Below are 26,727 nucleotides of genomic sequence, written 5' to 3'. Positions count from 1 at the left end.
GCCTCGGAAGGACCAGCACGATGAGTACCGAGGCGGCGTTGCGCGCCGAGGATGAACGGCTGCCCCCGATCCCCGGGTACATGGGCTCAGCGGAGCCGTTCACCGACTCCGGGCCGCCGGTCCGCGTCGAATACGACCCGTTCTGTGTACCGCCACCGAACCTCGATACCGCCACGCCTGGCACCGTGATCCGTTCCCGCACCGTGGAATTGGCGTTGTTCGGCCGGATTCCGCAGCGCGTGCGGGCCTGGCAGCTGCTCTACCGCACCAGCGATCGACACGGCGACGCCGAAGTCGCACTGACGACCGTGCTGCTCCCCCACGGCGCCGAGCCCGACGTTCACCGGCCGCTCGTCTCGTTCCAATGCGCTATCGACGCCGTCGCCTCCACCTGCTTCCCGTCGTACGCGTTGCGGCGCGGGGCGCGGGTGTTCGGTGCGATTCCGCAGCTGGAGTTTCCACTCATCGCCCATGCGCTGGCACGCGGCTGGGCCGTCTCCGTCCCCGACCACGAGGGGATGCGTGGTCACTTCGGTGCCGGTCGTGAACCCGGATATCGCACGCTCGACGGAGTCCGCGCGGCACTGGATTTCGCGCCGCTCGGCCTGTCCGCGACAACACCCGTCGGTTTGTGGGGCTACTCCGGCGGCGGGCTGGCGACCGCGTGGGCGGCCGAGGTGGCCGCGGATTACGCACCCGAGATCGACATCGTCGGCGCGGTCGCCGGATCACCGGTCGGCGATCCCGCGGCCGCGTTCGTGCGGTTGAACGCAACGATGTACGCGGGGTTCGCCGCGGTGTACACCGCCGGATTGCGGCGCGCCTACCCGGAATTGGCGGCGCTACTGGCCGAGTGGCTCCATCCGGGATTCCTGCGTCTGCTCGGCGAGGCCGAAACGCGGGCGACCTTGCCGCTGCTGGTCAGGTTCGCGGGCAAGAACGTCGACCGACACAGCGATCGAGGTATTGCCGAACTGGTCGAGCAGCCGGGATTACGCGCGATCTTCGACGACATCCGGCCCGGCGCCACCGCGCCACGAGCACCGATGCTGGTCCTGCAAGCGATTCCCGATGAAGTCATCGCCGTCGCCGATGTGGATGCGCTCGTCGACCGGTACCGCACCGCCGGTGCGCAAGTGCACTACCTGCGCGACCGCCTCGCCCTGCATCTGCCGCTGGAATTCCTCGGCACCCCGACCATGGCCGATTGGCTCGACGACCGCTTCGCCGGTCATGCACTCGAGGAGCCGGGCACCACCGACGTCTGGTCGGTTGCTCGCACCCGCAGATCGGCGCGCGGGCTATGTAGGTTCGTCGCACAGATATTGCGGATGACGCTCGCGCGCCCCATCACCCACCAGCGCTGATCGCCGACCACGTGGCGTCGCGGCCACCCACCCGACGTGACGGTTGTCTCATTGTTTGCCGCGTGCCATCCGCGCCGTTGCCGGGTCGTTATCGGTAGACCGCCCATGAAGGTGCGAAAACGCCGAGAAAGGCTCGATCATGGCTATCGAACGAGACAACGGCCTGGACAAACCGCAGATAGCGACACATAACGGACACCGATCAGGAGATAACGGTTTGATTGCTGGAACGCCTGGGTACTCCCCGGTCATGACAGCAATGCGCCACCGACCCGCCCGGATCGTCGGCATGGAATGGGGCACCGCGCTGCTGGCAATCGCCACCTGCCTCATCTTCACCGTCGGCATCGCCACCCTCACCCACACCCTGAGCACCGCCATCACCGCAACCATCGCCCTGATCATCGGGCTCGTCATCACCCTGCGGATTCTGCGCCCCGTACGTTGACATCCGGCCACCTACGTTGACGTCGGCTCGTTCGAGTTCCGGCGATTCAAGCGTCGTCCGCCGGTGCGGCGGGCCGCGGATCAGATCCGCAACCCTTTCTCGCTTCCAGATCCGAAACCTTTTCTCGCACAGGGAAACGTGCAGGCTACCTCCGATCGCCCCCACTCACCGCCAGTGGCGATAGGTACGCATGAGTACCCGCTTACGCTGTGGGCTATGTCCCATCCGAGCACCCCGTGGTCCCGCCCTCCGCAGGCGTCCAGCAGGCGCCCGGATGAGTCCTGTGCCCCTTCCGATCGACCCGCCCCGCAGCCCGCCGCCTCCGATTCGACCCCGCACAGCGAATCGAATTTGCTGGTCGGTGGAACTGCCACGGTGATCGCACTGCTGGCGATGCTCATCGCCCTCTTCACCGGCGATCGCACGCCGACCACGCCCCCGCCCGAGATCGATCCTTCCCCCACCGCGACGATGGCGGCGCCCGCACCCACAGCCGTACCCGCACCTGTACCGGCGCCGGCTCCGGTGGTCTCGCCCACCGCCACTCTCGGCAAGATGGTGGCCGTCGGCAGAGTCGCCGACACCGATGGCACCACGCTGCAAGTCGAAAGCCTCTTCGGTACGAAGACCACTATCCGCACGACCCCCTCCACCAAAGTCCACGTCCTCTTCGGCTCACGCGTCGCCGATATTTCACCGGGTGCGGTTATCGCGGCCTATGGCACGAGACACCCCGACGGCTCCATCACCGCCACCTATGTGGCGGGCACCGGACTCGATTTCGCACGCTGAACCTCCCGGTCGATGCGGAAAAGCCGCCTCGGCCGGTTCCTGCGACGCGGAGGCGACCGTTCACCGATGAATCCGGTGAACGGCCGTCGTCTCTATCTACGAGCGCGATGTATGAGACCGGTCAGGGAGGCCCCATGAGCACCAACGCATTACCACCCGTTGTCGACGCCGAGACCTGGCAGCGTGAACTCGCCGAGCTGCGTGTTCGGGAGAAGGCCGCCACCAGGGAACTCGACGCGATCGCCGCGCAGCGTCGCCGTCTGCCGATGGTCGAGATGCCCGAATACACCCTGGAGGGCGAAGCGGGACCGGTCCGGTTGGTCGACATCTTCGACGGCCACGCACAGCTGATCGTGTACAACCACATGTGGGCACCGGGCCAGCGGTGGCAATGCGGCGGCTGCACCGGATTCACCTCCCAGTTCACCCGCCTGCGGATCCTGGAGAACTACGACGCCAGGTTCGTCATCGTCACCCAGGGCCCGATCGATGCGGCGCTCGCCTACAAGCGCCGCGTCGGCAACAAGATGACCTGGTACTCCACGGCGAACAGTTCCTTCGGCACCGACGTCGACGCGCCTCCCGGCGGGGGATTCGCCCTCAACGTCTTCCTACGCGACGGCGACAAGGTCTACCGCACCTGGCACACCACCGGCCGCGGCGTCGAACAGCTCAGCTATACCTTCCCCCTCATCGACATCCTCCCCTACGGCCGCCAGGAAAAATGGCAGGACTCCCCCGAAGGCTGGCCCCAATCCCCCACCTACAGCGGCTGGAGCAGCTCCGAGGACATCGCCGCGGCGTATGGGGAGTCGGAGGCATAAACCGCGCTGAGTATGGCAACAGGCCCGGCCTTCGCGCGGTCGGCGCATGAAAAAAGCCCCTCACCTGCGGGTCAGGTGAGGGGCCTCGAGTGGAGCTGCCGGGAATCGAACCCGGGTCCTCCGCCGCGTCTTCAGGGCTTCTCCGTGTGCAGTTCGCTAGGTCTCTACTCGGATCTCCGGGTCTCGCGAACAAGCTCGGATGACGATCCCAGTCGCTGTTGGATGTTCCGCCGTGACCCGCGACCGGCCCTGACGGTAAGTCCCTCTAGCTGATGCCAGGATCCGGGTCGAGGGACGAACCCGGTCTGACAGAGACGTCCTGCTACTTAGGCAGCGAGGGCGTACTCGCGCTGATGAGAATCGGCGCTTAATTGGTTGCAACGACGCTTACGGTGGTCTCTTGCCTGCACCGACACGCTTCCCCTGAATCAACGTACGCAGTCGAAACCGTTCAGCCCCGTACGTCCCGGCGCCTTGCCGGGCTTGTCATGTTAACACCTCACCGACCGGTGTTCATTCCCATTTTTCCGACCACTCGCGGCGCAGGTCAGCGGCTCATCCCCTTGACGCGACGGCCCAGTTCACGGGTGACTTCGCGTTCGGCGGTGCGGCGGGCGAGGTCCTGACGTTTGTCGTAGTCCTGCTTACCTCGGGCCAGTGCGAGTTCGACCTTCACCTTGCCGTCGGAGAAGTACATCGACAGCGGGACCAACGTCTGGTTGCCTTCGCGCGATTTGCCGACCAGCCGTTCGATCTCCCGCTTGTGCAGCAGGAGTTTGCGCACCCGCCGCGGCGAGTGGTTGGTCCAGGTGCCATGGCTGAACTCCGGGATGTGCAGGCCGCGCAACCACACTTCGCCGTTGTCGACGGTGGCGAAGGCGTCGACCAGCGATGCCTTGCCCTCGCGCAGGCTCTTGACCTCGGTACCGACCAGCGCGATCCCGGCCTCGTACACATCGAGGATCGTGTAGTTGTGCCGCGCTTTGCGGTTGGTCGCGATGACCTTGCGCCCCTTCTCCTTCATAACGACAACCTTAAAGTGATGGAGCAACCGGATTATTCCCAGGTCGACACGGTACAGACGGCGAGGCAGGCCCCGGACGAACCGGGACCTGCCGCACGCGTTCGGAGTTACTTCTGGAGAACTCGTTCGGGCTGCCGCACCGGATCGGCGGGAAGCTCGGCGGTATCCGTCTTCGCCTCCTCGGCCTCCCGCATCGGATCGAGCGCTGGATCGATATCGATCGTGGTGCGTAGCGGGCGGTTCGGTAGCAACAGGGTCGCGACCAGGGCCAGCACGGTGGTGAACGCGGCGATCAGGAAGATTCGACCGGTCGCGTCACCGTAGGCGGTACGCACGATCGTCGCGATAGGCGCGGGCAGCGCACCCAGGTCGAGGTTGCTGCCACCGGAGGACGCCGGGTGGATGCCGAGTTTCGCGAATCCTTCCGCCGACAGATCACTCACCCTGGTCGCCAGCACCGAACCGAGCACCGACACACCGATCGCGCCGCCGAAGGTCCGGAAGAAGGCGACCGCACTCGAGGCCGACCCGATGTTGTGCACGCTGACGGTGTTCTGCACGGCCAGCACCAGGTTCTGCATCAGGCTGCCGACGCCGAGGCCGACGATGGTGATGTAGACCGCGACCAGCCACAGGTTCGTCGCGTGATCGAGGGTCGACAGCAGCCCGAAGCCTGCCACCAGCACCAACGCTCCGCCGACGACGAAGCCCTTCCATTTACCGAACCGGGTGATCAGCTGCCCGGAGCCGACCGAAGCGATCAGCATGCCGGCGACCATCGGGATGGTCAGCATGCCCGCAACGGTCGGTGAGTAGCCACGCGCGGTCTGGAAGTACTGACCGAGGAAAGTGGTCGCGCCGAACATGCCGACACCGACGGCGATGGAGGCGATGATGGCCAGGCCGGTGGTGCGTTCGGTGACGATCGGCAGCGGGATGATCGGCGACTTCGCCTTCGATTCGACCCACACGGTGGCGGCGAGCAGCAGCAGACCGCTGCCGACGTAGATCGCCGATTCCCGCGAGACCCAGTCGTAGTAGTCGGCCTTGCCCGCGAAGGACACCCAGATCAGCAGGATCGACACGCCGGCGGTCAAGAGCACGGCGCCGAGCCAGTCGATGGACACGTCGTCCTTGCGTTCGGTGGGCAGGCGAAGGGTGCGATGCAGCAGCACCAGCGCGATGACCGCCAACGGCACGCAGACGAAGAAGCACCAGCGCCAGCCGAGCGGGCTGTCGACGATCACACCGCCCAGGATGGGCCCACCCGACATGGACACCGCCATGACGGCGCCCATATAGCCGGAGTACCGACCGCGTTCGCGGGGCGCGACGATGCTGCCGATGATGGCCTGCACCAGCGCGGTCAGACCGCCCATACCGATGCCCTGGACGACGCGTGCGGCGAGCAGCAGGTCCACGTTGTGGGCGAATCCGGCGAGCACGGATCCGGCGACGAAGATGACGATGGATATCTGGACCAGCGTCTTCTTGTTGAACAGATCGGCGAGCTTGCCCCAGATCGGGGTGGAGGCGGCGGTGGCCAGCAATGCGGCGGTGATGACCCAGGCGTAGGCCGTCTGGGAACCTTGCAGGTCACCGATGATGGTCGGCAGTGCGGTCGCCACGATCGTGGTGCTGAGCAGCGCCGTGAACAGCGCCGCCAGCAGGCCGGTCATGGCTTCCAGGACTTCGCGATGGGTCATCGCGTACGGATCCCGCTGGGTCACCGCCTCGGTCGAGTTCACCTCATCGTGTTGGCTAGGCATCTACTTCCTGACTCTCTTCGATAACCGGCCTATCGGCCATAGTGTGCTGAACACGCGCGACCAGCGCGTTTCTGAGTTTTTCGATGGCAGCGCATACCTGCGCGGCTTCGGTTTCATCCCAATCGGAGAGCACGGCCTGGAGGCGACGAGCCCGCGAGGCGCGAACGCGCCGGAGCAGATCGTGGCCTTCCTCGGTCACTTCCAGCAGGGTGGCGCGCCCGTCTGTCGGGTCGGCCCGCCTGGTCACGTATCCCGCCGTGACCAGCTCGGCGACCTGGCGGCTCAGCGCCGAGGGGCTGATGCACAGATGTGAGGCCAGGTCGACCTGCCGGATGAGACCCGCACCTTCCAGGACCACGAGGACACCGATGGCGCCCGAGAGCAGCTGACCTTCTTCGGGATGAGCGATGGCCGCGCGGATCGCGCGGCCCATGAGGTACAGCTCTCTGGTCAGGTCCTGGGCGGTATCGGGTGACACTGCCATGCCGGACTCCCAACACGAGAATTATTGCTTGCGGTAAGCAACTTTATATTAGTTGCTTTCGCTAATCAACTAATTCTCGGACGAGCTGGATCACACCGCCGAGCACGGATCATCGGCTCAGTTCGGCCGCAGCACCACGTAGAGAACAAGAAGCGCGATGAACGCGACGGTCAGCGCGATGGTGGAGACGCGGGGCCAACTGGGATGGCGGCGCGGGTCGGCGCGGCGGCCCAACCAGACGGTCTCGACAGCCGGATCGCCGCTGCGATGCTGCACGGGGGCGGCGTCGGGCGCCTCGGCGTTCGACGAGCCGCCCGAGATTTCGCCGTTTTCGGAGCCGTCACCGGATGCCATGGCGTGCACGGTAACCCGGGCGCCCGCGTCGCGGCGGAATTCAGGCGGCCAGCGGCGCGTCCACCGAGGTGGCTATGAGCGAGGCGGGCAGTCGCGGGCACTTTGCAGCCGGGCTCCCGATGACGCCGCCTCCGGGCCGCGCGAAGCAGGCCGAGGAGGCCGGTCAGGCAATCCTGCGGCGGAATTCTTCGGTGGCGGCACCGGATGCCGGGTCGACCGTGTACACCCGCGCGTCGATGGCGCCCGGAGCCAGGTCGAGGACCAGGAAACCGAGCTGATGGAAGCTCTGGAACTGGGCGCCGTGCGCCGTGTCCGGCAGTTCTCTCGGCTGGGCGCCGACGGTCTTGGCAGCGGCGCCCGAGATGATCTGGCGCGTGCCCTTCATCTCGACCTTCTGGTCGAGCACCTGCAAGGAATGATCGTGACCGGACAAGATCAGGTGACAGCGGCCGATCACATGGTCGTCGAAGAACTGCTTCACGTGCACGCCGTTGATGGGCTCGATCGGCAGACCCTCGTAATGCCCGGCATCACCGTGCGGCCCATTGTTCAGGTACGGGTGATGAGTGCAGGCGACCTTCCAGGTGGCGGGCGATTCCGCAATGGCGCGGTCCAGCCAGGCGCGCTGTTCGTTCATGAACTGGCCGTCGACGGCCCAGTACGGCGTGAACAGCGGCGGCAAGTAGACAGCGAGCGGATTGAGGTCGAGCACGAAGAACTCCACCACCGGATCGCGTTCGGGCACGCGCACCGAGTAGTAGCGGCTCGGCATCCACCAGCGCGGCGAGTCGGCGTGATAGCGGACCTCGTGATCGCCGCGCAGCAGCCAGCCGCCGTCACCGGGCAGGACCGAACTGTTGTCGTGATTGCCGAGCACCATGGCCCACGGGAAGTCCAGGCCGGTGTTGGGGTTCTCGAACTTCTCGGCGAACTGTGGATCCTCGCCGCTGCTCGGGCCGCTCTCGTAGATGTTGTCGCCGAGCCCGAGCGCCATATCGAAGGGCTCACACCGGTGGAACGCGCGGATCGCGTCGGCGACCGCCCACTGAGCCCTGGTCCCGGTGCCCGCGTCGCCGGTGACGAGCACGCGGACCCGGTCACCGCGGGGCGGGAAGCCGAATTTCGTGACGCCCTCGGCGACGGGAACGGCATGGGCGGGGCTGAGCCCGGCCACCGTGAACCCGGCAGCGGCCACGGCCGCACCGGTCAGCAGTTCTCGCCGCCCGATACCGGATGAACCGTCGTGAACGGACCGATCCGCGTGGTGGCGCGCGTTGCCACCGCCAGGTGCCGACCCGTTCATGCCGCGCCTCCGTTTGCCGTCTGCTGGACTCGTTGGATCGTCCGATGAAGTTCCGCCAGTCATCCTGGACTACTGGATCGGGCAGCCCGATCTGAGGGGTCGAGATTTCACATTCCGTTCGCCGCGCGGCTGCCAGCCCACGGGCCAGGACTCACTGCGCGGCCAGGACCTCGAGCACCTGTTCGCCGTACTTGGCGAGCTTGTTCTCACCCACTCCCCCGACCGCGCCGAGACCGGACAGATCGGCCGGTTTACGGGCCGCGATCTCGCGCAGAGTGGCGTCGTGGAAGACCACATACGCGGGCACGCCCTGCTCCTTGGCGGTGGCGGCACGCCATTCCCGCAGCTTCTCGAACAGTGCGGCATCCTCGGGCGCGAGATCGGCGGGCGGGTTCTTCGCCGATTTCGCCGCTCGCGCGGCGCGGGTGGGCTCCGGACGTTCGGGCTCACGGCGCAGCAGCACCTTGTGACCGTCGAACAGCACGGCGTTACCGGCTTCGGTGAGAGTGAGCACCCCGTACTCGCCGTGCACCGCAAGCAGGCCCTGCGCCAGCGCCTGGCGCACCACACCGCGCCATTCGACATCGCGCAGATCGGTGCCGACACCGAACACCGTGAGTTCGTGGTGGTCGTGCTGGAGCACCTTCGGGTTCTTCTTGCCGAGCAGGATGTCGATGAGATGGCCCGCGCCGAAGCTCTGCCCGCGCTCGCGTTTCAACCGCAGCACGGTCGAGAGCAGCTTCTGTGCCGCGACGGTGCCGTCCCATGATTCCGGCGGGTTCAGGCAGGTATCGCAGTTGCCGCAAGGTTCGCCGCGCTGCCCGAAATAGGCCAGCAGCTGGGTGCGGCGGCAGCTCACCGTCTCGCACAGCGCCAGCATGGCGTCGAGATGCAGTTGCAGCTGCCTGCGATGCGCGGCGTCACCGTCGGAGGCGTCGATGAGTTTGCGCTGCTGCACGACGTCGTTGAGTCCGTACACCATCCACGCGGTGGAGGGTTGTCCGTCGCGGCCTGCGCGACCGGTTTCCTGGTAGTAGCCCTCGACCGATTTGGGCAGGTCGAGGTGGGCGACGAACCGGACGTCCGGCTTGTCGATGCCCATACCGAAGGCGATGGTGGCGACCACGACGAGTCCGTCCTCACGCAGGAACCTCGACTGGTTCTCGGCGCGGGTGCGATTGTCGAGACCCGCGTGATACGGCACGGCGCGGATGCCGTTCTCGGTGAGGAAGGCCGCGGTCTTCTCCACCGAGTTCCTGGACAGGCAGTAGACGATGCCCGCGTCACCCGCGTGTTCGGCGCGGATGAAATCGAGCAACTGCCGGTCGGGCCGGTTCTTCGGCTCGATGCGGTACTGGATGTTGGGCCGATCGAAGCTGGCCACGAATCGGCGGGCACCGCCCAGATCGAGCCGTTCGATGATCTCGTCGCGGGTCTTCTCGGTGGCGGTCGCGGTGAGCGCGATGCGCGGCACATCGGGCCAGCGTTCATGCAGCAGCGACAGGGCGAGATAGTCGGGGCGGAAGTCGTGGCCCCATTGCGATACGCAGTGTGCCTCATCGATGGCGAACAGCGCGATGCGGCCGCGTTCGAGCAGCCTGGCCGTGGATTCCAGCCGCAGCCGCTCCGGCGCCAGGTACAGCAGATCCAGCTCGCCCGCGATGTACTGTGCCTCCACCATGCGGCGCTCATCCGGGTTCTGGGTGGAATTGAGGAACCCGGCCCGCACGCCGAGCGCGCTCAACGCATCGACCTGGTCCTGCATGAGCGCGATCAGCGGCGACACCACGACGCCGACGCCCGGCCGCACCAGCGCGGGCACCTGATAGCAGAGGGATTTGCCGCCGCCGGTCGGCATCAACACCAGGGCGTCACCACCGGCGACGACATGGTCGACGATGTGCTGCTGATCGCCGCGGAAACTGTCGTATCCGAACACCCGACGTAGAACCTGTTGCGCCGCATCGGGTTCGGCACCGGTGACGGTGCGGTCTACGGCGGCGAGGGCGTCGGCTGTTTCCACGCGGCCCATCCTACGAGGACAGCCCGACAGCTGCGGGTGGCTACCGAGCGCGACCTGGGCCGGAATCGGAAGTTGCGCACACGTGGATAGCTACGATCCGGGACTTGTACGCCGACGGTCGCTGCGGACGAGCCGCATCACCTGGAGCCAAGAAGACGCGCCGGCCAGCACCAGTGCCGATCTCTTGGGCCTGTCCCGAAATGCGTTCGAACTGCTGCGAGGCTGCTGCTCCCCAAGATCGCGAGTGGTAGTCCGAGCACGACCAATCGCCGCACGAGACAGCAACCCGAGTATCGCGGACAACTTGACCTCTAGTGAACTTGATGTTCTAGCGTCGCGCTCATGACGAACGACGCCGAAGATGTTGCCGCACTGATCGAGGCTTATCAGAGGGGGTGGGCGAGACGGGATGCTGCCACACTCCAATCGATGTGGGACTCTGAGTACGAAACTGTGTACTGCCCCTCCGAATTGGCCCGACCGGTACTGGGCAAGGCCTCGATCGACCTGTACTTCGACCGGGTTTTCCGGGACATCGGTGACGTGCACGTCATCACCGTCTCCGACGTGCGGATCGACATCATCGAAAACGTCGCTTACGCGTTCTTTTCCTTCCATATCGAGGGTGAGACGACCGGAGGGCATGAGCCGTTCATCGTGCACGGCCGCGCCACGCTGATCGCGCATCGCACCGACAACGGATGGAAGGGAATCCACTACCACGAATCGCTGCAAGGACCCCTTGCAGTGTAGGCATGGCACTCTCACTGATCAGGGAGCCATTGGTCGATCGTTGAGGGCGCGATGCGATTCGTCGGCCGGCACCCGCTCCGGTCGCCCGGCAGACGTCGACCTTGCCCCTGCTGATGCCACCGAGAGGCGGACCGCGCAGGCGCCGCCTCAGGGGTGCAGGCGGTCGAGGATCTGTTGGTGCAGGCGTCCGTTCGTAGCCACCGCGTCACCGCCGTGCGGGCCGGAGGTTCCGTCGAGGGACGTGAAAGTTCCGCCCGCCTCGCGGACCAGGATGTCGAGGGCAGCCAGGTCCCACAGCGACACCTCGGGTTCGGTGGCGATATCCACCGCGCCCTCGGCGACCAGGCAGTAGCTGAGGAAATCCCCGTACCCGCGCACCCGCCACACCTGATCGGTGACCTCGATGAACTTCTCCCGCAGACCGCGATCACGCCAGCCGGACAGGCTGGAGAAGGCGAGGCTGGCCGAATCCAGGTCGGCGACCGCGGAGACGGTGATCGGCTTCGGCGCGCCGGGATGGAAGCTGGACCAGGCGCCCGAACCCGCGGCCGCCCACCAGCGCCGGGCCAGTGCCGGTGCGCTCACCACGCCGACCACCGGCACACCGTCCTCCAGCAACGCGATGAGCGTCGCCCACACCGGAACCCGGCGCACGAAGTTCTTGGTGCCGTCGATCGGATCGATCACCCACTGTCTGCCGGTGAACTCGGCATCGCCACCGAACTCCTCTCCCAGCACCGAATCGGCGGGACGCTCACGTTCGAGGATCTGCCGAATCTGCCGTTCCACCGCCAGATCCGCGTCCGACACCGGTGTCAGATCCGGTTTGGCGTCGACTTTGAGATCCAGCGCACCGAAACGCTCTTTGGTGATCGCGTCCGCCGCATCGGCGAGTCGCAGGGCGAGTTCGAGATCGGAAGTGTGTGCAGCCACCTCCGAACCCTATCGGTAATCCATCGTCGCCCCGCACTGCTTGCTCCCGCACATCAGGCGGCGGCCGCCGCCGACCGAGCCAGCGTCAGCGCCGTCGCCCACCAGTGCAGCCGATCGAGCATCGTCCGTGCCGCCGCCACCGGCTCCTCCGGTTCGAGCAACGACCCGTTCTCGTCGAAGAGCAGGTAGTAGCGCGGGAACGATACGTACTCGCGCAGGGTGTGGGCATCGAGTTCGTTGAACACCTGCCGCAGTCCTTCGATGGCCAGCAGTCCGCCGCTGCCGCCGCTGTAGCCGACGAATCCCACGGTCTTGCCGCTCCACTGGGTGAAATACCAGTCGATGGCGGCCTTGATCGAGGCCGGGAAACTGCGGTTGTAATCAGGGGTGACGATGACGTAGGCGTCGGCCGCCGAGAGCCGCTCGGTCAGCTCGCTCATCCCGACGGGCCGTTGCGGCTCGGGGTCCATGGCGGGCGGGGCGGCGGGCAGCTCCATGGGGATCTCGTAATCGGCCAGGTCGATCACGTCGACGTCGTATCCGCCGTGCGCGCGGGCCAGGTCGGCGAACCACGAGGCCACCACCGGGCCGAACCGTCCCTCCCGGACGCTGCCGATGATCACCGCGAGCTTCAGTGGCGAGGTCATGCTGTTCTCCTTCGGTTCGAGGTGCGACCGTGGCGGCCGCTCGGCAATCACTGTCATCGACATCCGGATGCCGATGGAGGCCGCGCCGAGGGTGGTAGTGCGAGGGCCACCCTCGGCACCGGAAAGCTGGCTACGGTGAACGGGTGAGCACCAACGAAATGGGCTTGTTCCTGCGCACTCGGCGCGAATCGGTCACGCCCGCCGAGGTCGGTCTTCCGACCGGGCAGCGGCGCCGAACCCCTGGTCTGCGCCGTTCGGAACTCGCGACGCTCGCGGGGGTCAGCGTCGAATACCTCACCCGCCTGGAGCAGGGCCGCGACCGCAATCCCTCACCCCAGGTGTTGTCGGCGCTGGCCGAGGTCCTGCGCCTCACCCCCAGCGAACGGGTCCACCTCTACCGGCTCACCAAGGCCGATTCCGGATTCACCTGCATGGGCGAAGCACCACCGAACCGGCAGCTGCGGCCGACGGTGCGCACCATTCTCGAGCAGCTGGAACCGGCGGCCGCGATCGTGGTCGACCGGCTCACCGAGATCCTGGCCTGCACCGAGGGCTACCGCACCCTGATGCGGGCCTCCGGTCAGCTCGACGACGAATCGCCCGATCTCGCCGGATTCGTGTTCACCGATCCGCGCGCCAAGGACTTCTTCCCCGATTGGGACAGTGTCGCCGACCATGTGGTCGCCACTCTGAAACAGGGCCCGTTCCGCGCGGACCCGAATATCGACGCCCTCGCCGACCGGCTCACCATCACCGCCGGCGCCGCGTTCACCGACCGCGTGGACACGGTCCCGAACCTGCCCAGGGTCACCGGAGTCACCCGCATCCGCCATCCCGAGGCGGGCAGCCTGCGCATGGCCTACGAAACCCTCGATCTACCGGCCGACGACGACCAGCAGCTCATCATCTACCTACCCGCCGACGCCGCGACGACGGCCGCGCTCGACGCGCTCAACGGTCGACGCCCCGGCGGTTTGCGGGCCGTCTCCGGATAGCCTGCCCTGCGGTTTCACCCGGCCGCACCCGCCCGGTAGCCTTGGACATCGTGCATCCCGACGTATCCGCCGATCTAGCCGAACTCGACACCACGCTCAAGACCGTCGAGTCGGTCCTCGACATCGAGGAGCTGCGCCGCCGCATCGATGAACTCGAGCATCAGGCGGCCGACCCCGATCTGTGGAACAACCAGGACCACGCCCAGCAGGTCACCAGCGAGCTGTCACACGCCCAGGGTGAGCTGCGCCGGGTCGAGGAGCTGCGCCAACGGCTGGAAGATCTGCCGGTCCTCTACGAGCTGGCCGAGGGCGAAGAAGGCGAGGCGATGACCGCCGCACTGGCCGACGCCGACGCCGAACGCGCCGCCCTGCACGCCGATGTGGAGGCCATGGAGGTCCGCACCCTGCTGTCGGGCGAATACGACAAACGCGACGCGCTGGTCAACATTCGTTCCGGCGCCGGTGGCGTGGACGCCGCCGACTGGGCCGAGATGCTGATGCGCATGTACATCCGCTGGGCCGACCGGCACAAGTACCCCGTCGAGGTCTACGACACCTCCTACGCCGAAGAGGCAGGTATCAAGAGCGCCACCTTCGCGGTGAAATCGCCTTACGCCTACGGCACGCTGTCGGTGGAGATGGGTACGCACCGACTGGTGCGGATCAGCCCGTTCGACAACCAGGGCCGCCGCCAGACCTCCTTCGCCGAGGTCGAGGTGCTTCCGGTCGTCGAGACCACCGATCACATCGAGATCCCCGAGGGCGAGATCAGGGTCGATGTGTATCGCTCGTCCGGGCCGGGTGGTCAGAGCGTCAACACCACCGACTCCGCGGTGCGCCTGACCCATATCCCGACCGGCATCGTGGTCACCTGCCAGAACGAGAAATCGCAGTTGCAGAACAAGATCTCGGCGATGCGCGTGCTCCAGGCCAAACTGCTCGAACGCAAGCGTCAGGAGGAGCGCGCCGAGATGGACGCGCTCAAGACCAATGAGGGCGCGTCCTGGGGTAACCAGATGCGCTCCTACGTGCTGCACCCGTATCAGATGGTCAAGGATCTGCGCACCAACTACGAGGTCAACAACCCGTCCGCGGTCCTCGACGGTGATATCGACGCGTTCATCGAGTCCGGTATCCGCTGGAGAATGCGGGAGCAGACCAACTGATGTTCGCCTCGGGGATCCAGAGTTCGGGGATCCACGCACTGTCGATGTCCGCCGATGTCACGCCCTGGCTGCGCTCTTCCGGTCTGGAAATCGTGCTGCTCATCCTCGGCGCGGTGCTGTTCAGCCGGTTCGCGACGTTCCTGCGCGATCGGGTCACCCGCAAGATCGACGCCGGTTTCCAGAGCAGCGATGCGCTGGTGCGCACCGAGGCCGCCAAACATCGGCACGCGCTGGCCCAGGTCGTCACCTGGGTGGTGCTGACCATCGTCTACGTGCTGGTCGGCATGGAGGTGTTGCAGAAACTCGGGTTCGCGGTGACCGGCCTGGTAGCCCCCGCCGCGGTGCTCGGTGCGGCTCTCGGTTTCGGCGCCCAGCGCATCGTGCAGGACATCCTGGCCGGGTTCTTCCTGATCACCGAACGTCAGTACGGGTTCGGTGATGTGGTCCGCATCAATGTCACCGGCGCCGCGGATCCGGCCGAGGGCACGGTCGAGGACGTCACCTTGCGGATCACCACATTGCGCGACGCCGACGGCCAGGTGATCATCGTGCCCAACGGCCAGATTGTGAAAGTCACGAATCTGTCGAAAGATTGGGCACGTGCGGCGATCGACGTCCCGGTCTCGGCCAGCGCCGACATCACCCGGGTCAACGAGATACTGCACAAGGTGGGCGAAGAGGCCTACCGCGACCGCAGGCTCGAGCCACTGCTGCTCGACGAGCCGACGGTCATGGGTGTGGAAGACCTCACGGTCGATCAGATGAACATCCGGATGGTCGCCCGCACCCTTCCTGGTAAGCAATTCGAAGTCGGACGCGAGCTGCGGGTACGAGTAGCCGCAGCGCTGCGCCGGGAGGGTATCAGTGAGACCGCGTAAATCTACGGCGATCCTGATGGGGAGCTGGGTCGCCACGTTCGTGCTGTATCTGTTCGTCAGACCCGACACGCCCACACCGCCCGCGCCCCTGGTGAATACCGTTCCGGCAGCGGTGCATACGACGGCGCCGGTGAAGTGACCCGCCCGAGGTCGCGGGCCTGAGCGGACCGCGATCACGGCTCTGACCAGCGTCTCCCGCTACCGGTGAGGGACCTCACGCGCCCAGGTCACACCATGGTCGGTGGTTACACTGGCTCCCCGTGATCACCATGCGCAACGTCACCAAGTCGTACAAGACCTCGACGCGACCCGCGCTGGACGACATCACGGTGGATGTGGGCAAGGGCGAGTTCGTCTTCATCATCGGACCGTCCGGCTCGGGCAAATCGACCTTCATGCGGTTGCTGCTCAAAGAGGAGACCCCCACCGCGGGCGAGATCCAGGTCGCCGATTTCCGGGTCGACCGGTTGCCCGGCCGCAGGGTGCCCAAACTGCGTCAGCGGATCGGCTGCGTGTTCCAGGACTTCCGGCTGCTGCAACAGAAGACGGTCGAACAGAACGTGGCGTTCGCGCTCGAAGTGATCGGTAAGCGCAGGCAGTTCATCGAGCGCACGGTCCCGGAGGTGCTGGACATGGTCGGGCTCGGCGGTAAGGCCGACCGATTGCCCGGTGAACTGTCCGGCGGTGAACAGCAGCGCGTGGCCATCGCGCGCGCGTTCGTCAACCGGCCGCTGGTGCTACTGGCCGACGAACCCACCGGCAACCTCGATCCGGAGACCAGCGCCGACATCATGGCCCTGCTGGAACGGATCAACCGCATCGGCACCACGGTGCTGATGGCCACCCATGACAACCACATCGTCGACTCGATGCGCCGACGGGTCATCGAGCTCGATCACGGCCGCATGGTCCGCGATGAAGCCACCGGCGTGTACGGAGTTGATCGATAATGCGGGCGAGTTTCCTGTTCGGCGAGGTCTTCGAGGGTCTACGCCGCAATGTCACCATGACCATCGCGATGATCCTGACCACCGCGGTCTCGCTCACCATGCTCGGTGGCGGTCTGCTCGCGGTACGGATCGCCGACAAGACCGAGCAGTACTTCCTGGATCGGCTCGAGGTGCGGCTGTATCTGACCGAGGATGTCTCGGCCACCGACCCGGACTGCTCGCTGGAGCCGTGCGCGACGCTGATGGCCGATCTCAAGGCCACCGAGGGCGTGGAATCGGTGCAGTTCCTCAATCGCGACGACGCGATCCGCGAGGCCAAGGAGAAGACGTTCAAGGATCAGCCGGAGCTGGCCGAATTCGTGGCCGACACCCCGCTGCCCGCGTCGCTGCGGGTCAAGATGGTCGACGCCGAGCTGTATCCGACGATCTACGAATCGTTCTACGACCGGCCGGGTGTCGGCATGGTGCGCAATGACAAGGACATCGTCGACCGCCTGGTCAACCTGTTCGACGGATTGCGGAACGCGGCATTCGGCCTCGCCATCTTGCAGGCCGTCGCGGCATTGCTGCTGATCGCGAACATGGTGCAGATCGCGGCGTTCACCCGCCGCACCGAGGTAGGCATCATGCGCCTGGTCGGCGCCACCCGCTGGTACACCCAGCTACCGTTCCTCCTGGAGGCGGTGGTGGCGGCGCTGGCCGGTTCGCTGCTGGCGGTGGTCGGCCTGTTCATCGCCCGGCCGCTGGTGGTCGATCGAGCGCTCGGCGATCTGTTCGCCAGCAAGGTGTTCCCGCGGATCACCGGCGACGACATCGCGACGACAGCTTTGATCATCGCACCGGTCGGCGTGGTGTTCGCGGCGCTCACGGCCTACGCGACGCTGCGGTATTACGTGCGCGAATAGGAGGGGCGGCGCGGACACGGCTGCCCAGGCGCGCCGTCGTACCCGCGCGACGCAGGCATTCCGGCAAGCCGCCATCTCGGTCTGCTCGAGCGCAGGCCGCGCGTTCCCGAGCCGGAAACCGCCGCGCGGCAGACTCACTCCAGGCGGTTCGCCCGATCCAGCACGACCCCCAGATCCTCCAGCAACGGCGCCGCGCCCGCGTGCGAGAAGCGGAACACCGGATTCCACGGCGCGACCTGCCCCGCTTGTACCGCCGGTAGCGACCGCCAGACCGAATTGGCCGCGAGGGCGTCCGGTTGCATGGCCGAGGAGCGGCTGTCCAGCAGGATCAGATCGGCCGGATAGCGGTCGGCGGCCTCCCAGCTCAGACTCTGGAAGTAACCGCCGTCGTCGACCGCGTCCGGAATGATGAGTTCGACGCCGAGTTCGGCGAAATATTTCAGATCGGCCGAGGTGCGCGGATCGGACACGTAGAAGGTGGCCGATGTCGCCGAGGCCGCGAGGACGCGGATACCCGGCCGCCGGGCCACCGCATCGCGCACCGATTGCGCGGCGGCGGTGAAACGCGCTGTCGCCGCGACGACCGGTTCGGCGGTGAGATCGGCGCCGAGCGCCGCGGCCAGCTCCTCGTATCTGCCGATGATCGCCGGGAGCCCACGGTCGGCGATCGCGATGGCGATCACGTTCGGGTTCGCCGATTCGATCTTCTGCCTGCTGTCATCGGGGATGTACCAGAGCCGATCGGGGACGTAGGTGTCGGTGACCAGCAGATCGGGTTCGAGCAGCGCGTACTTCTCGATATCGAACTGGCCCCAGTCGTCGCCGACCACGGTGAGTTCGTCGACGTTCAGATCACCGGCGAGCGCCCGTGGCGTGCCCTTGCCCGCCTCGACATCGCCGAAGATGCCGACCAGCGGTTCCCGCACGCCGTAGTCGGCGAGCGCACCGGCCGAACCGGTGAAGGCGACGACCCGGCTCGGCGTCGCGCCGAGGGTGACGGCGTTGCCACGGTCGTCGGTGAACGTCCAGCCATCGCCCGACTGCTCGTCCTCGGAGCCCGCTCCGCAGGCAGCGAGCGCGGCACCCACGCCGACGATTCCGGCCACGGCGAAGAGCCGACGGCGATTCAAGGCGGTATTCGGTGAAATCCCGTAGTTGTCGATGTCTGCCGTCCCTTGTTCGCAGTTCCGGGCCGATGCCCATTAGAGCGGGCGACAGGAGATAAGGCAAACCTTACCAAGGGTGTTACGGCTATCGCGAGGCAACTGTGACTCCGAACAGAATTCTCGTCTCGACGGTTTTCTTACTCTGGAGTAAGATAGCCTTACTCTGGAGTAAGATAATGGGACCACCCACCTCACCCACCCATCCGAGAAAACAGGTGATGATGAGCACTCGAGACAGCGCGACGAAGCGACGTCCGGACACCGGCCGGAGCCAGGATTCCGCGGTCGGCCTGAACCAGCCCAAACGGGATTGGATGGGCGCGGCGATGCGGGTGATGACGACCCTCACCGGGTCCGAACTCGCCGAGAAGTACAACCTCCGCAAGCCGATCGAGCGGGTCACCTACGAGGGCACCAAGACCGGGTTCCGCACCCTCGGCGCGGCCACCCGCGCGTTCGGCAAGGTCGCAGGCGGCGGGCAGCCGCAACGCCTGGCCGCCAACGAGGCCAAGAACAAGGACTACTTCGACCTCACCCCCTCCGACGAGCAGCAGATGATCGTCGAGACGGTGCGCGAGTTCGCCGCCGAGATCCTGCGCCCGGCCGCGCACGACGCCGATGAGGCCGCCGCCGCGCCGAAGGACCTCCTCGGTCGCGCCGCCGAACTCGGCATCACCCTGATCAACGTCCCCGAGGAACTCGAGGGTGCGGCCAGCGAACGTGGCGCCGTCACCAACTCGATGGTCGCCGAGGCGCTCGCGCACGGCGATATGGGTCTCGCACTGCCGATCCTGGCGCCGAGCGGCGTCGCGGTCGCGCTGTCGCAGTGGGGTACCGACGCCCAGCAGAAGACCTACCTGCCCGCCTTCACCGGCGAGAACGTGCCGCAGGCCTCGGTGGTGATCAGCGAACCGCGCGCACTGTTCGACCCCTTCGCGTTGCAGACCAAGGCCGTGCGCTCCCCCAGCGGCTACCGCATCTCCGGGGTGAAGAGCCTGGTCCCGGCCGCCGCCGATGCCGAACTGTTCATCGTCGCCGCCGAACTCGACGGACGTCCCGCACTGTTCATCGTCGAGTCCGACGCGCAGGGCCTGGTCGTGGAGGCCGACCCGAGCATGGGTCTGCGGGCCGCGGGCCTCGGCCGCCTCATCCTGGACAACGTCGCGGTCGGCACCGACGCACTGCTCGGTGACGGCGACAGCAAACAGCACGCCGAGGACTACGCCGACGCCGTGCGCCTGGCCCGCCTCGGTTGGGCGTCGCTGGCCACCGGCACCGGTCAGGCCGTGCTCGACTACGTGATCCCCTACGTCAACGAGCGCGAGGCGTTCGGCGAGCCGATCTCGCACCGTCAGGCGGTCGCGTTCATGGTCGCCAATATCGCCATCGAACTCGACGGTCTGCGTCTGGTGACGCTGCGTGGCGCCTCCCGCGCCGAGCAGGGCCTGTCCTTCGCCCGCGAGGCCGCACTGGCCAAGAAGCTGGCCACCGACAAGGGCATGCAGATCGGCCTGGACGGTGTGCAGTTGCTCGGCGGCCACGGCTTCACCAAGGAACACCCGGTCGAGCGCTGGTACCGCGATCTGCGCGGCATCGGCGTCGCCGAAGGTGTCGTGCTCGTCTAACCGGCCTGTTCGTTACTTCAGGAGATTCCCACCATGATCAATCTCGAACTCCCCAAGAAGCTGCGGGCCAGCGCCAACCAGGCGCATCAGGTCGCCTCGCAGATCTTCCGTCCGATCTCGCGCAAATACGACCTCGCCGAGCACGAGTACCCCGTCGAACTCGACACCATGGCCGCCATGGTCGAGGGCCTCGCCGACTCCGGCACCCAGAAGATCGGCGGCGCCGCCGGTGGCCGTGAAGACGACAGCGAAACCAATTCGCATGCCACCGAACTGCTCGGAAACACCAACGGCGGCAATATGTCCGCGCTGCTCAATGCCCTCGAGACCTCGTGGGGCGATGTCGGCCTGATGCTGTCGATCCCCTATCAGGGCCTCGGCAACGCCGCCATCGCCGCGGTCGCCACCGACGAGCAGCTCAAGCGTTTCGGCAAGGTGTGGGCCTCCATGGCCATCACCGAACCGTCGTTCGGCTCCGACTCCGCGGCCGTCACCACCACCGCCGTCCTCGACGGTGACGAGTGGGTCCTCAACGGCGAGAAGATCTTCGTCACCGCCGGTGAACGCTCCACTCACATCGTGGTGTGGGCCTCGGTCGATCGCAGCCTCGGCCGGGCGGCGATCAAGTCGTTCGTCGTCCCGCGCGACGCTCCCGGCCTGTCGGTGGCGCGGCTCGAGCACAAGCTCGGCATCAAGGCCTCCGATACCGCCGTGCTACTGCTCCAGGACTGCCGGATTCCGAAGGACAACATCCTCGGCAGCCCGGAAGTCAACGTGGAGAAGGGCTTCGCCGGGGTCATGCAGACCTTCGACAACACCCGTCCCCTCGTCGCCGCCATGGCCGTCGGTGTCGCCCGCGCGGCGCTCGAAGAGCTGCGCGCGGTGCTGAAGGACGCGGGTATCGAACCGTCCTACGACATCCCGCCCAACAACCAGCCCGCCGCGGCCGCCGAATTCCTGCGCATGGAAGCCGACTACGAAGCGGCCTATCTGCTGTCGCTGCGCGCCGCCTGGATGGCCGACAACAAGAAGCCGAACTCCTTGGAAGCCTCCATGTCCAAGGCCAAGGCGGGCCGCACCGGCACCGACATCACCCTCAAGGCCGTCGAACTCGCCGGAACCATCGGCTACTCTCAGCGGACACTGCTGGAGAAGTGGGGCCGCGACTCCAAGATCCTCGACATCTTCGAGGGCACCCAGCAGATCCAGCAGCTGATCGTGGCTCGCCGGGTGCTGGGGAAGACCAGTGCCGAGCTGAAATAGGTAGGTCGGACACGTAAGACCGGTCCGAGTCACCGTAGTGGCCCGGACCGGTTTCGTGTCTTCAGCGAAAGCTCCCGACGGCTGCATCTACTCTCAGGCCGCCTCTAGGCCGTCGTCGGCAGGAAGCTCCCAAATGCCAGCGGCATCGTCCTCGGCCTGGCGGTGGCGAGCCGAACTCAGTCGATGCCCATCTCCTCGAGGCTGGCGGCGGTGAGGATACGAGCCGTCCAGTCATGCAACTGCTCAGCAGTCGCCTGATGCACAGCATTGACCACCCGAGTCGGAACAGGACCGAACTTCAGCGCCAGCAGTTCGATCAACGTCTCGGCACGGCCTTCAGCACGGCCTTCGGTGCGGCCTCGCTCTTGGAGTCGTTCGGCGGTGGTCATGAAGGTCTCCTCGGCCTGGGGGCCTAGCTGGTTGATCAGGGGTTCCAGGTCGGTGTCGGTGGTGTCGCCGACACCAAGAATGTACGTGCCGGTCGGCTACGGTGTAGGACATAATCGAGCAGTCTGTGTCAGGGGCGAATCCTATTCCGGCGCAGTAATGTTCCGAAGTGAACTGGCGGACAACCGAAACCGGTACCCGCCTCTGCTGAGGCCGCACCGGTCCGTGGTTTCGGAGGACGTCGATCGGGTTACCCGGCCAGGGATTATCAGATCAGCGATGAGTGTGTCGCGTGTGGTCGAAGGGGTCCGTGTACCGCGACTCGAGCGCTGTATCGGGCCGATTCGACGGCCGCGCGCAGGGAGGGGCATCGGACAATGACAGTGTGGGACGGATCAGCGGCGGTTCGGTCGAGACAAGTGCGGGGATCGAGGAGGTCGTCCATGGTCCTTCGGGATGTCGGTTCGACATCGGCCCGCACTTCGGACGGGCGGATCTGATGGCCGACGATTCCTCCGAACGCGCGGATATCGCGGTACCTGTCCAACCCCGGTACGGCATGGAGACGGGGTTCGACATGTTGCGGATGTCGAACTCTCGCGAATGGCGCGAGCTGTTCTCGCTGGAACTCCAGCGACCGCTGCCGGAGGTATGCAGTGCGCATGGGCTGCCTGCCGTCGAGCGTTGGAACAAGGTGATTCTCTTCCGGCGCACACCCCGCGGCATCGAGCAGCAGGGGCTTGGCGTTTCGTTGCGAGGGCTGGGCTCCGGCATCGTCAAGTCCGGGTATCGGGTACCGCCCGTCGCCGGAGACCTCCACGGTGAGTGGCCGGTGTGCGCGACCTGCGTGCGCCGCACCACGCTGTTGCGCTGGCTGGGCCGAATACTCATCGTCATCGGGCTCCCCCTGCTACCGGCCCTCCTCATCGCCCTCCAGCTCGGCGTCGACCACATCCACCCGGCCTGGGTCGTGGCCTTCTTTCCCGGCTGGCTACCCATCGGCCTCCTCACCGCCACACTCGTGTATCAGGCAGCGGGTCAGTTCATCCGATTCGAACCGATCGTCGACGCCGACTCGATCACCATTCGAGCCCACCCCGACTTCGCAGCAGCAGTCGCCGAGCAGGACGCTGAGCCCGACCAGCGAGCGGATACGGCGCTCGAGTAGTCCTACCCTTGCCGCACCGTTCCGGGCACGCGCATGCTCGGGTGATGACGTTCCGTGATCCGGTTCGGCGAGTCGGTGTCGCAGTGTTGGCTTCGGCCACTGCCGTCGCGTACGCGACCTCCACCGAGGGTCATCCGACCTCTCTCGAGCAACCGCCGACGACCTCCGAAACCGGTCTGCCGCAGCCGCGGCCCGAGCCGCCCCTCCCACCCGGAGCGCATCCGGTCGTGGTGCACGACTGCGACTTCGAGCGTGGGTATGAAGTGACCGAGAAAAGGAATTCGGATGCCGCGGACGACCTCGACGTGCACGATATCGAGGTCTACCAGACCCGGAACGACCACTCGTTCGGCTACCACCCGCAAGGTGCGGCGGACGTGTACGTGCACAACACCACTCGTCCGCAGGTCCTCGTGTTGAGCGCATATGAGCCGACGCTGTGGCGCATCCATGCCGACCCCGGCGTATGGATCCCGTTGGTCGTGCTCGGTAGTGCCGAGAGCGAGGTGTCCGGTGTGGCGGACGATGTCGAGGTCGTCGCCGAGGACGACTGGGCGGAACTGCCCGTCCGGAGACTTGCCGCCCTGGCCACCACCCCGCGAACAACCGAAACCTACTGCTACGACGCCAGCCTCTTCTCGATCCGCCCTTGACCCCATTCATTCGGCTGAGCCTGCCCGCCGGGCCCGATGCACGGTCGGCCGGAATCGTTGCGCGCCGATTCGGCGGAAGTAGCTGTCGGCCATGCGGGCACGCTCGTCATCGGTGACGAATGGTCAGCCGCGATCAGAACAGATTGAGCAACACGACATAGACACCGGTACCGATACCCACGCTGAGCAGGGTTCGCCGCCCGCAGAGCAGATGCACCGCGGCCGTCGTAGCCACCGCGATCACCGCGTAGAGCGCCGCGCCGTCATCGACGATGCTGGTGTGCAGTGACGTGGCCGCCAGGATCGCGAGAATTCCGACGGGCATCCACACCGCCAACGTCCGCACCAGATGTGACCGGCGCAGTGGCTTCAGGACCGCGAACGGGGCGGCGCGCAACGCGAAAGTGATGGAGAAGACGATCACCAGCACCGCGAGGAGATATCCGGTGTCAGGCATCGGCGAGCACCACCTTCCGCACGTCGAGCCGGTAGCGGACCAGCAGCAACACCACGAACGCCAGCAGCGCGCCGAACAGGGCGATCTGCGGCACCAGGATCAGCGCACCCCCGACGGCGACGGCCGCGAGCAGTACCGACGGCAGTTCCCGACGCGACCGGCAGGCATCGAGCGCGAGCACGGTGAACAGCGCGCACAACGCGAACTCCAGACCCTTGATCGGGCCGGGAATCAGCGCACCGATCGCGACACCGACCAGTCCACCGCCGACCCAGTAGATCTGTGACGCGAGCTGCATCGTCAGCAGGCGTGGCCCCGATCGTTGCGCGGGCGGCAGTGCGGCCGACACCGCATAGGCCTCGTCGATCATCGCGTAGACGCTGTAGACGCGCGCGAATCTGTTGCGCACGAGGTGGATCGGGAACGAGAACGCATAGAACACATGCCGGAAGTTCACGACGAACACGGTGACCGCGACCGCCATCAGCGGCGCCGTCGCCGCCACCATCCCGACCAGCAGCAACTCCAGCGAGCCCGCGAACGCCGCCAGCGACAGCGCCGGCGCAAGCCACCACGGCAGACCTGCCTGGACCACCAGCAGACCGAGCGCGATACCGAGCGGGAAGATACCGAGCCCCGCCGATATCGAATCGCCGAGGCCTGCGGCGATCTGCTCCTGCCTTGGTTTGGATGGCACCGCGAGGCCCGGCGCCGGTTCGAGTTGTCGCACCCATCCATGGTCGCGCAATCGGCTTGCTCTTTGGTTGCATAAATTGCGCACAACCACCTATGGCGAGCAATATAGATGCATGGACTCGCTGGATCGAGCAATCATCGCCGAGTTGGAGGCCGACGGGCGCCTGACCAACGTCGAACTCGCCGGACGGGTCGGCCTCACACCGGGGCCGTGTCTGCGCCGGGTGCAGCGCCTCGAATCCGAGGGCGTCATCCGCGGATATCGAGCCGTGATCGATCCGGTCTCGATCGAGCGGTCGTTCGAGGTGCTGCTCGACCTCACCCTCGAAGGCCAGGACGCGACAACGGTCGCCCGCTTCGAGGAGACGATGACCGGACTCGACGAAGTCAGGGAGTTGCGCCGCCTGTTCGGCACCCCCGACTATTTCGCGCGCGTCGCCGTCGCCGATCTGGATGCCTACGAGGCGTTCCTGAGCAAGCAGGTCATGACGATCCCGAAGATCGGGCGGGTCAATTCCCGATTCACCATGAAGAACCTCAAACAGCTCGGCTGAGCAGCGCCTATTGCGCGACCACCGAACCGGATGGCCGCGCGAGCAATTCGATGAGAGCGGTAATGCTCTGCCGACCCCGGCCCTCGTCCACCGCCCGCTGTATCAGCTCATGCATCGGTGTGTGCCAGGACAGGTCGACACCCGACTCGGCGGCGAGCTGCACATCCTGATCGATCGCGTGCTGGAACAGCTCGATCGAGGAACCGAGGTGGGTGTAGTCGCGGCTGTCGATCTCGTCGGCGACGACCGGCAGGACCGACTCGATCATCTGCAACCATTGCACGGAATAGCCGACCATCGTTCGCGCCTGATAGCCGCGTGTGGCCAGGATCGCCGCGCCCTCGAGGAAGCCGAGCAATGCGGGCAGCAGCGTGGCGCCGACGGCGGATTCGTAGAGGGCGGCGAGATCCGGTTCCGGACCGAGGAATTCGAGATTGCCGCCCAGCGTGCGCAAGGTGTCGGCATGGTCGTCGAATACCTCCCGATCGCCGCCGAAGTACAGCAGCGTGTCCGGGTTGCCCACCGCCGACGGCACGTTCTTGATCGCCCCGGCGAGCAGGCGCGCTCCACGCTCGGCGGCCCACCGTGCGAAATCACGGGCCTCGGCGGGGCTTGCGCTGTTCAGGGTGATCAGGTCGCGTCCGCGCAGATCTACGTCGGCGAGGCTCTCCCTGGTCGCCTCGAAGGTGCTGAAGCAGGAGATGATCACCGGGCTCGCCGCCACCGCATCCGCGATCTTCGGCTGCTGAATCGCCCCTTTCGCGGCCAACGCCGCCGCCCGCTCCTGACTCCGGTTCCACACGGTGGTCACGTACTGCGCGCCGACGAATGCCGCGGCGAGGGCGCTGCCCATCGAACCGAGCCCGAGGACGGTCACGGCGGTGCGTGCTCTTTCATTCATTTCGACTCCGATCATCTGCGAACCGCGGCGAGGTCCACGACCTCGTTCGACTTCCCGAGTTTCGGTGTGCCACAAGCCCGCGACAAGTACCTACTTCTTGGTGGAGTTGCTTACGCCGAGGTAACCCATGAGGTCAGCACGGCCGTACCGAATCCGGTATGCGAATGGTCACCTCGGCGAGCCATGCGACACAGGCAGACCGGGTGTCCTCGCACCGGGCGGCCGCGTAGCGGTGCTGCGCC

At 66.3% G+C, this 26,727-nt stretch carries 28 protein-coding genes and 1 other RNA gene; 15 read left to right on the top strand and 14 right to left on the bottom strand.

The window, feature by feature from the left end; all coding sequences use genetic code 11:
* Nucleotides 1-20: 20 nt before the first annotated feature.
* The 4 genes from QH168_RS14480 (at nucleotide 21) to QH168_RS14465 (ending at nucleotide 3,431) form a co-directional block, all read left to right on the top strand.
* Nucleotides 21-1,367, top strand: coding sequence for a lipase family protein (locus tag QH168_RS14480; protein WP_280235161.1), 1,347 nt, complete (start codon nucleotides 21-23; stop codon nucleotides 1,365-1,367).
* Nucleotides 1,368-1,617: 250 nt separating this feature from the next.
* Complete coding sequence (locus tag QH168_RS14475) at nucleotides 1,618-1,815, top strand: hypothetical protein (protein ID WP_280235160.1); 198 nt, start codon at nucleotides 1,618-1,620, stop codon at nucleotides 1,813-1,815.
* A gap of 375 nt (nucleotides 1,816-2,190) precedes the next feature.
* Nucleotides 2,191-2,607: a hypothetical protein gene (locus QH168_RS14470; RefSeq protein WP_280235159.1), complete on the top strand. Its 417-nt coding sequence runs from the start codon at nucleotides 2,191-2,193 to the stop codon at nucleotides 2,605-2,607.
* A 134-nt stretch (nucleotides 2,608-2,741) separates the two neighbouring features.
* Nucleotides 2,742-3,431 (top strand): DUF899 domain-containing protein, encoded by a 690-nt coding sequence (locus tag QH168_RS14465; RefSeq protein ID WP_280235158.1) that lies wholly within the window; start codon nucleotides 2,742-2,744, stop codon nucleotides 3,429-3,431.
* A gap of 87 nt (nucleotides 3,432-3,518) precedes the next feature.
* Here the strand turns inward: QH168_RS14465 and ssrA are convergent.
* The 7 genes from ssrA to recQ form a co-directional block, all read right to left on the bottom strand.
* Nucleotides 3,519-3,890, bottom strand: a transfer-messenger RNA (tmRNA) gene (ssrA, locus tag QH168_RS14460).
* Nucleotides 3,891-3,978: 88 nt separating this feature from the next.
* Nucleotides 3,979-4,455 carry an SsrA-binding protein SmpB gene (gene smpB, locus QH168_RS14455; protein ID WP_036538887.1) on the bottom strand — a complete coding sequence of 159 codons (477 nt, stop codon included), beginning with the start codon at nucleotides 4,453-4,455 and terminating at the stop codon, nucleotides 3,979-3,981.
* Between the two features lie 107 nt (nucleotides 4,456-4,562).
* Nucleotides 4,563-6,161 (bottom strand): MDR family MFS transporter, encoded by a 1,599-nt coding sequence (locus tag QH168_RS14450; protein WP_280235212.1) that lies wholly within the window; start codon nucleotides 6,159-6,161, stop codon nucleotides 4,563-4,565.
* Nucleotides 6,162-6,216: 55 nt separating this feature from the next.
* The gene (locus QH168_RS14445; protein ID WP_280235157.1) at nucleotides 6,217-6,708 is read right to left on the bottom strand and encodes a MarR family winged helix-turn-helix transcriptional regulator; all 492 of its coding nucleotides are present in this window, start codon (nucleotides 6,706-6,708) and stop codon (nucleotides 6,217-6,219) included.
* A gap of 117 nt (nucleotides 6,709-6,825) precedes the next feature.
* The gene (locus QH168_RS14440) at nucleotides 6,826-7,062 is read right to left on the bottom strand and encodes a hypothetical protein (RefSeq protein WP_280235156.1); all 237 of its coding nucleotides are present in this window, start codon (nucleotides 7,060-7,062) and stop codon (nucleotides 6,826-6,828) included.
* A gap of 163 nt (nucleotides 7,063-7,225) precedes the next feature.
* The gene (locus QH168_RS14435) at nucleotides 7,226-8,365 is read right to left on the bottom strand and encodes a metallophosphoesterase (RefSeq protein WP_280235155.1); all 1,140 of its coding nucleotides are present in this window, start codon (nucleotides 8,363-8,365) and stop codon (nucleotides 7,226-7,228) included.
* A 151-nt stretch (nucleotides 8,366-8,516) separates the two neighbouring features.
* The gene (gene recQ / locus QH168_RS14430; protein ID WP_280235154.1) at nucleotides 8,517-10,388 is read right to left on the bottom strand and encodes a DNA helicase RecQ; all 1,872 of its coding nucleotides are present in this window, start codon (nucleotides 10,386-10,388) and stop codon (nucleotides 8,517-8,519) included.
* A 342-nt stretch (nucleotides 10,389-10,730) separates the two neighbouring features.
* Here recQ and QH168_RS14425 point away from each other — a divergent pair, with 342 nt between their 5' ends.
* Nucleotides 10,731-11,141 (top strand): YybH family protein, encoded by a 411-nt coding sequence (locus QH168_RS14425; RefSeq protein WP_280235153.1) that lies wholly within the window; start codon nucleotides 10,731-10,733, stop codon nucleotides 11,139-11,141.
* Between the two features lie 147 nt (nucleotides 11,142-11,288).
* On the opposite strand, the gene hisN is transcribed toward QH168_RS14425, so the two are convergent.
* Together hisN and QH168_RS14415 are read right to left on the bottom strand one after the other, a co-directional pair.
* Nucleotides 11,289-12,074 carry a histidinol-phosphatase gene (gene hisN, locus QH168_RS14420; RefSeq protein ID WP_280235152.1) on the bottom strand — a complete coding sequence of 262 codons (786 nt, stop codon included), beginning with the start codon at nucleotides 12,072-12,074 and terminating at the stop codon, nucleotides 11,289-11,291.
* A gap of 53 nt (nucleotides 12,075-12,127) precedes the next feature.
* Nucleotides 12,128-12,721, bottom strand: coding sequence for an NADPH-dependent FMN reductase (locus QH168_RS14415; RefSeq protein ID WP_280235151.1), 594 nt, complete (start codon nucleotides 12,719-12,721; stop codon nucleotides 12,128-12,130).
* Between the two features lie 143 nt (nucleotides 12,722-12,864).
* Between QH168_RS14415 and QH168_RS14410 the strand changes: the two genes are divergently transcribed.
* The 5 genes from QH168_RS14410 to ftsX all read left to right on the top strand — a co-directional run bounded on the left by QH168_RS14410 (nucleotide 12,865) and on the right by ftsX (nucleotide 17,615).
* Nucleotides 12,865-13,716, top strand: coding sequence for a helix-turn-helix domain-containing protein (locus QH168_RS14410; protein ID WP_280235150.1), 852 nt, complete (start codon nucleotides 12,865-12,867; stop codon nucleotides 13,714-13,716).
* Between the two features lie 50 nt (nucleotides 13,717-13,766).
* Nucleotides 13,767-14,882, top strand: a complete 1,116-nt coding sequence (prfB, locus tag QH168_RS14405) for a peptide chain release factor 2 (RefSeq protein WP_280235149.1) — start codon at nucleotides 13,767-13,769, stop codon at nucleotides 14,880-14,882.
* Nucleotides 14,882-15,760 carry a mechanosensitive ion channel family protein gene (locus tag QH168_RS14400; protein ID WP_280235148.1) on the top strand — a complete coding sequence of 293 codons (879 nt, stop codon included), beginning with the start codon at nucleotides 14,882-14,884 and terminating at the stop codon, nucleotides 15,758-15,760. Before prfB ends, QH168_RS14400 begins: the two co-directional genes overlap by 1 nt.
* A 260-nt stretch (nucleotides 15,761-16,020) precedes the next feature.
* Nucleotides 16,021-16,710, top strand: a complete 690-nt coding sequence (gene ftsE, locus QH168_RS14395; protein ID WP_280235147.1) for a cell division ATP-binding protein FtsE — start codon at nucleotides 16,021-16,023, stop codon at nucleotides 16,708-16,710.
* A complete protein-coding gene (gene ftsX, locus QH168_RS14390; protein ID WP_280235146.1) occupies nucleotides 16,710-17,615 on the top strand; it encodes a permease-like cell division protein FtsX in 906 nt (301 codons plus the stop codon). Before ftsE ends, ftsX begins: the two co-directional genes overlap by 1 nt.
* Before the next feature lie 134 nt (nucleotides 17,616-17,749).
* Here ftsX and QH168_RS14385 read toward each other — a convergent pair whose 3' ends face one another.
* A complete protein-coding gene (locus tag QH168_RS14385) occupies nucleotides 17,750-18,721 on the bottom strand; it encodes an ABC transporter substrate-binding protein (RefSeq protein ID WP_280235145.1) in 972 nt (323 codons plus the stop codon).
* Between the two features lie 275 nt (nucleotides 18,722-18,996).
* Here QH168_RS14385 and QH168_RS14380 point away from each other — a divergent pair, with 275 nt between their 5' ends.
* Both QH168_RS14380 and QH168_RS14375 read left to right on the top strand, forming a co-directional pair.
* Nucleotides 18,997-20,406 (top strand): acyl-CoA dehydrogenase family protein, encoded by a 1,410-nt coding sequence (locus tag QH168_RS14380; RefSeq protein ID WP_280235211.1) that lies wholly within the window; start codon nucleotides 18,997-18,999, stop codon nucleotides 20,404-20,406.
* Between the two features lie 33 nt (nucleotides 20,407-20,439).
* Nucleotides 20,440-21,669 (top strand): acyl-CoA dehydrogenase family protein, encoded by a 1,230-nt coding sequence (locus tag QH168_RS14375; RefSeq protein ID WP_280235144.1) that lies wholly within the window; start codon nucleotides 20,440-20,442, stop codon nucleotides 21,667-21,669.
* Between the two features lie 176 nt (nucleotides 21,670-21,845).
* On the opposite strand, the gene QH168_RS14370 is transcribed toward QH168_RS14375, so the two are convergent.
* A complete protein-coding gene (locus QH168_RS14370; RefSeq protein WP_280235143.1) occupies nucleotides 21,846-22,058 on the bottom strand; it encodes a hypothetical protein in 213 nt (70 codons plus the stop codon).
* A gap of 497 nt (nucleotides 22,059-22,555) precedes the next feature.
* Between QH168_RS14370 and QH168_RS14365 the strand changes: the two genes are divergently transcribed.
* A complete protein-coding gene (locus QH168_RS14365; protein WP_280235142.1) occupies nucleotides 22,556-23,224 on the top strand; it encodes a hypothetical protein in 669 nt (222 codons plus the stop codon).
* A 263-nt stretch (nucleotides 23,225-23,487) separates the two neighbouring features.
* Nucleotides 23,488-23,877, top strand: coding sequence for a hypothetical protein (locus QH168_RS14360; RefSeq protein WP_280235141.1), 390 nt, complete (start codon nucleotides 23,488-23,490; stop codon nucleotides 23,875-23,877).
* A gap of 133 nt (nucleotides 23,878-24,010) precedes the next feature.
* On the opposite strand, the gene QH168_RS14355 is transcribed toward QH168_RS14360, so the two are convergent.
* Both QH168_RS14355 and QH168_RS14350 read right to left on the bottom strand, forming a co-directional pair.
* Nucleotides 24,011-24,334, bottom strand: a complete 324-nt coding sequence (locus tag QH168_RS14355) for a branched-chain amino acid transporter permease (protein WP_280235140.1) — start codon at nucleotides 24,332-24,334, stop codon at nucleotides 24,011-24,013.
* Nucleotides 24,327-25,064, bottom strand: coding sequence for an AzlC family ABC transporter permease (locus tag QH168_RS14350; protein WP_280235139.1), 738 nt, complete (start codon nucleotides 25,062-25,064; stop codon nucleotides 24,327-24,329). Before QH168_RS14350 ends, QH168_RS14355 begins: the two co-directional genes overlap by 8 nt.
* A 79-nt stretch (nucleotides 25,065-25,143) precedes the next feature.
* On the opposite strand from QH168_RS14350, the gene QH168_RS14345 reads away from it, so the two are divergent.
* Complete coding sequence (locus QH168_RS14345) at nucleotides 25,144-25,584, top strand: Lrp/AsnC family transcriptional regulator (RefSeq protein ID WP_280235138.1); 441 nt, start codon at nucleotides 25,144-25,146, stop codon at nucleotides 25,582-25,584.
* Between the two features lie 7 nt (nucleotides 25,585-25,591).
* On the opposite strand, the gene QH168_RS14340 is transcribed toward QH168_RS14345, so the two are convergent.
* Nucleotides 25,592-26,485, bottom strand: a complete 894-nt coding sequence (locus tag QH168_RS14340; RefSeq protein ID WP_280235137.1) for an NAD(P)-dependent oxidoreductase — start codon at nucleotides 26,483-26,485, stop codon at nucleotides 25,592-25,594.
* Between the last annotated feature and the right edge of the window lie 242 nt (nucleotides 26,486-26,727).

The sequence above is a fragment of the Nocardia cyriacigeorgica genome (genome assembly GCF_029868385.1).
Lineage (GTDB): Bacteria > Actinomycetota > Actinomycetes > Mycobacteriales > Mycobacteriaceae > Nocardia > Nocardia cyriacigeorgica_F.
The sequence above is the reverse complement of the archived record's forward strand: the minus strand, read 5'-3'. Positions and strand labels throughout refer to the sequence as shown.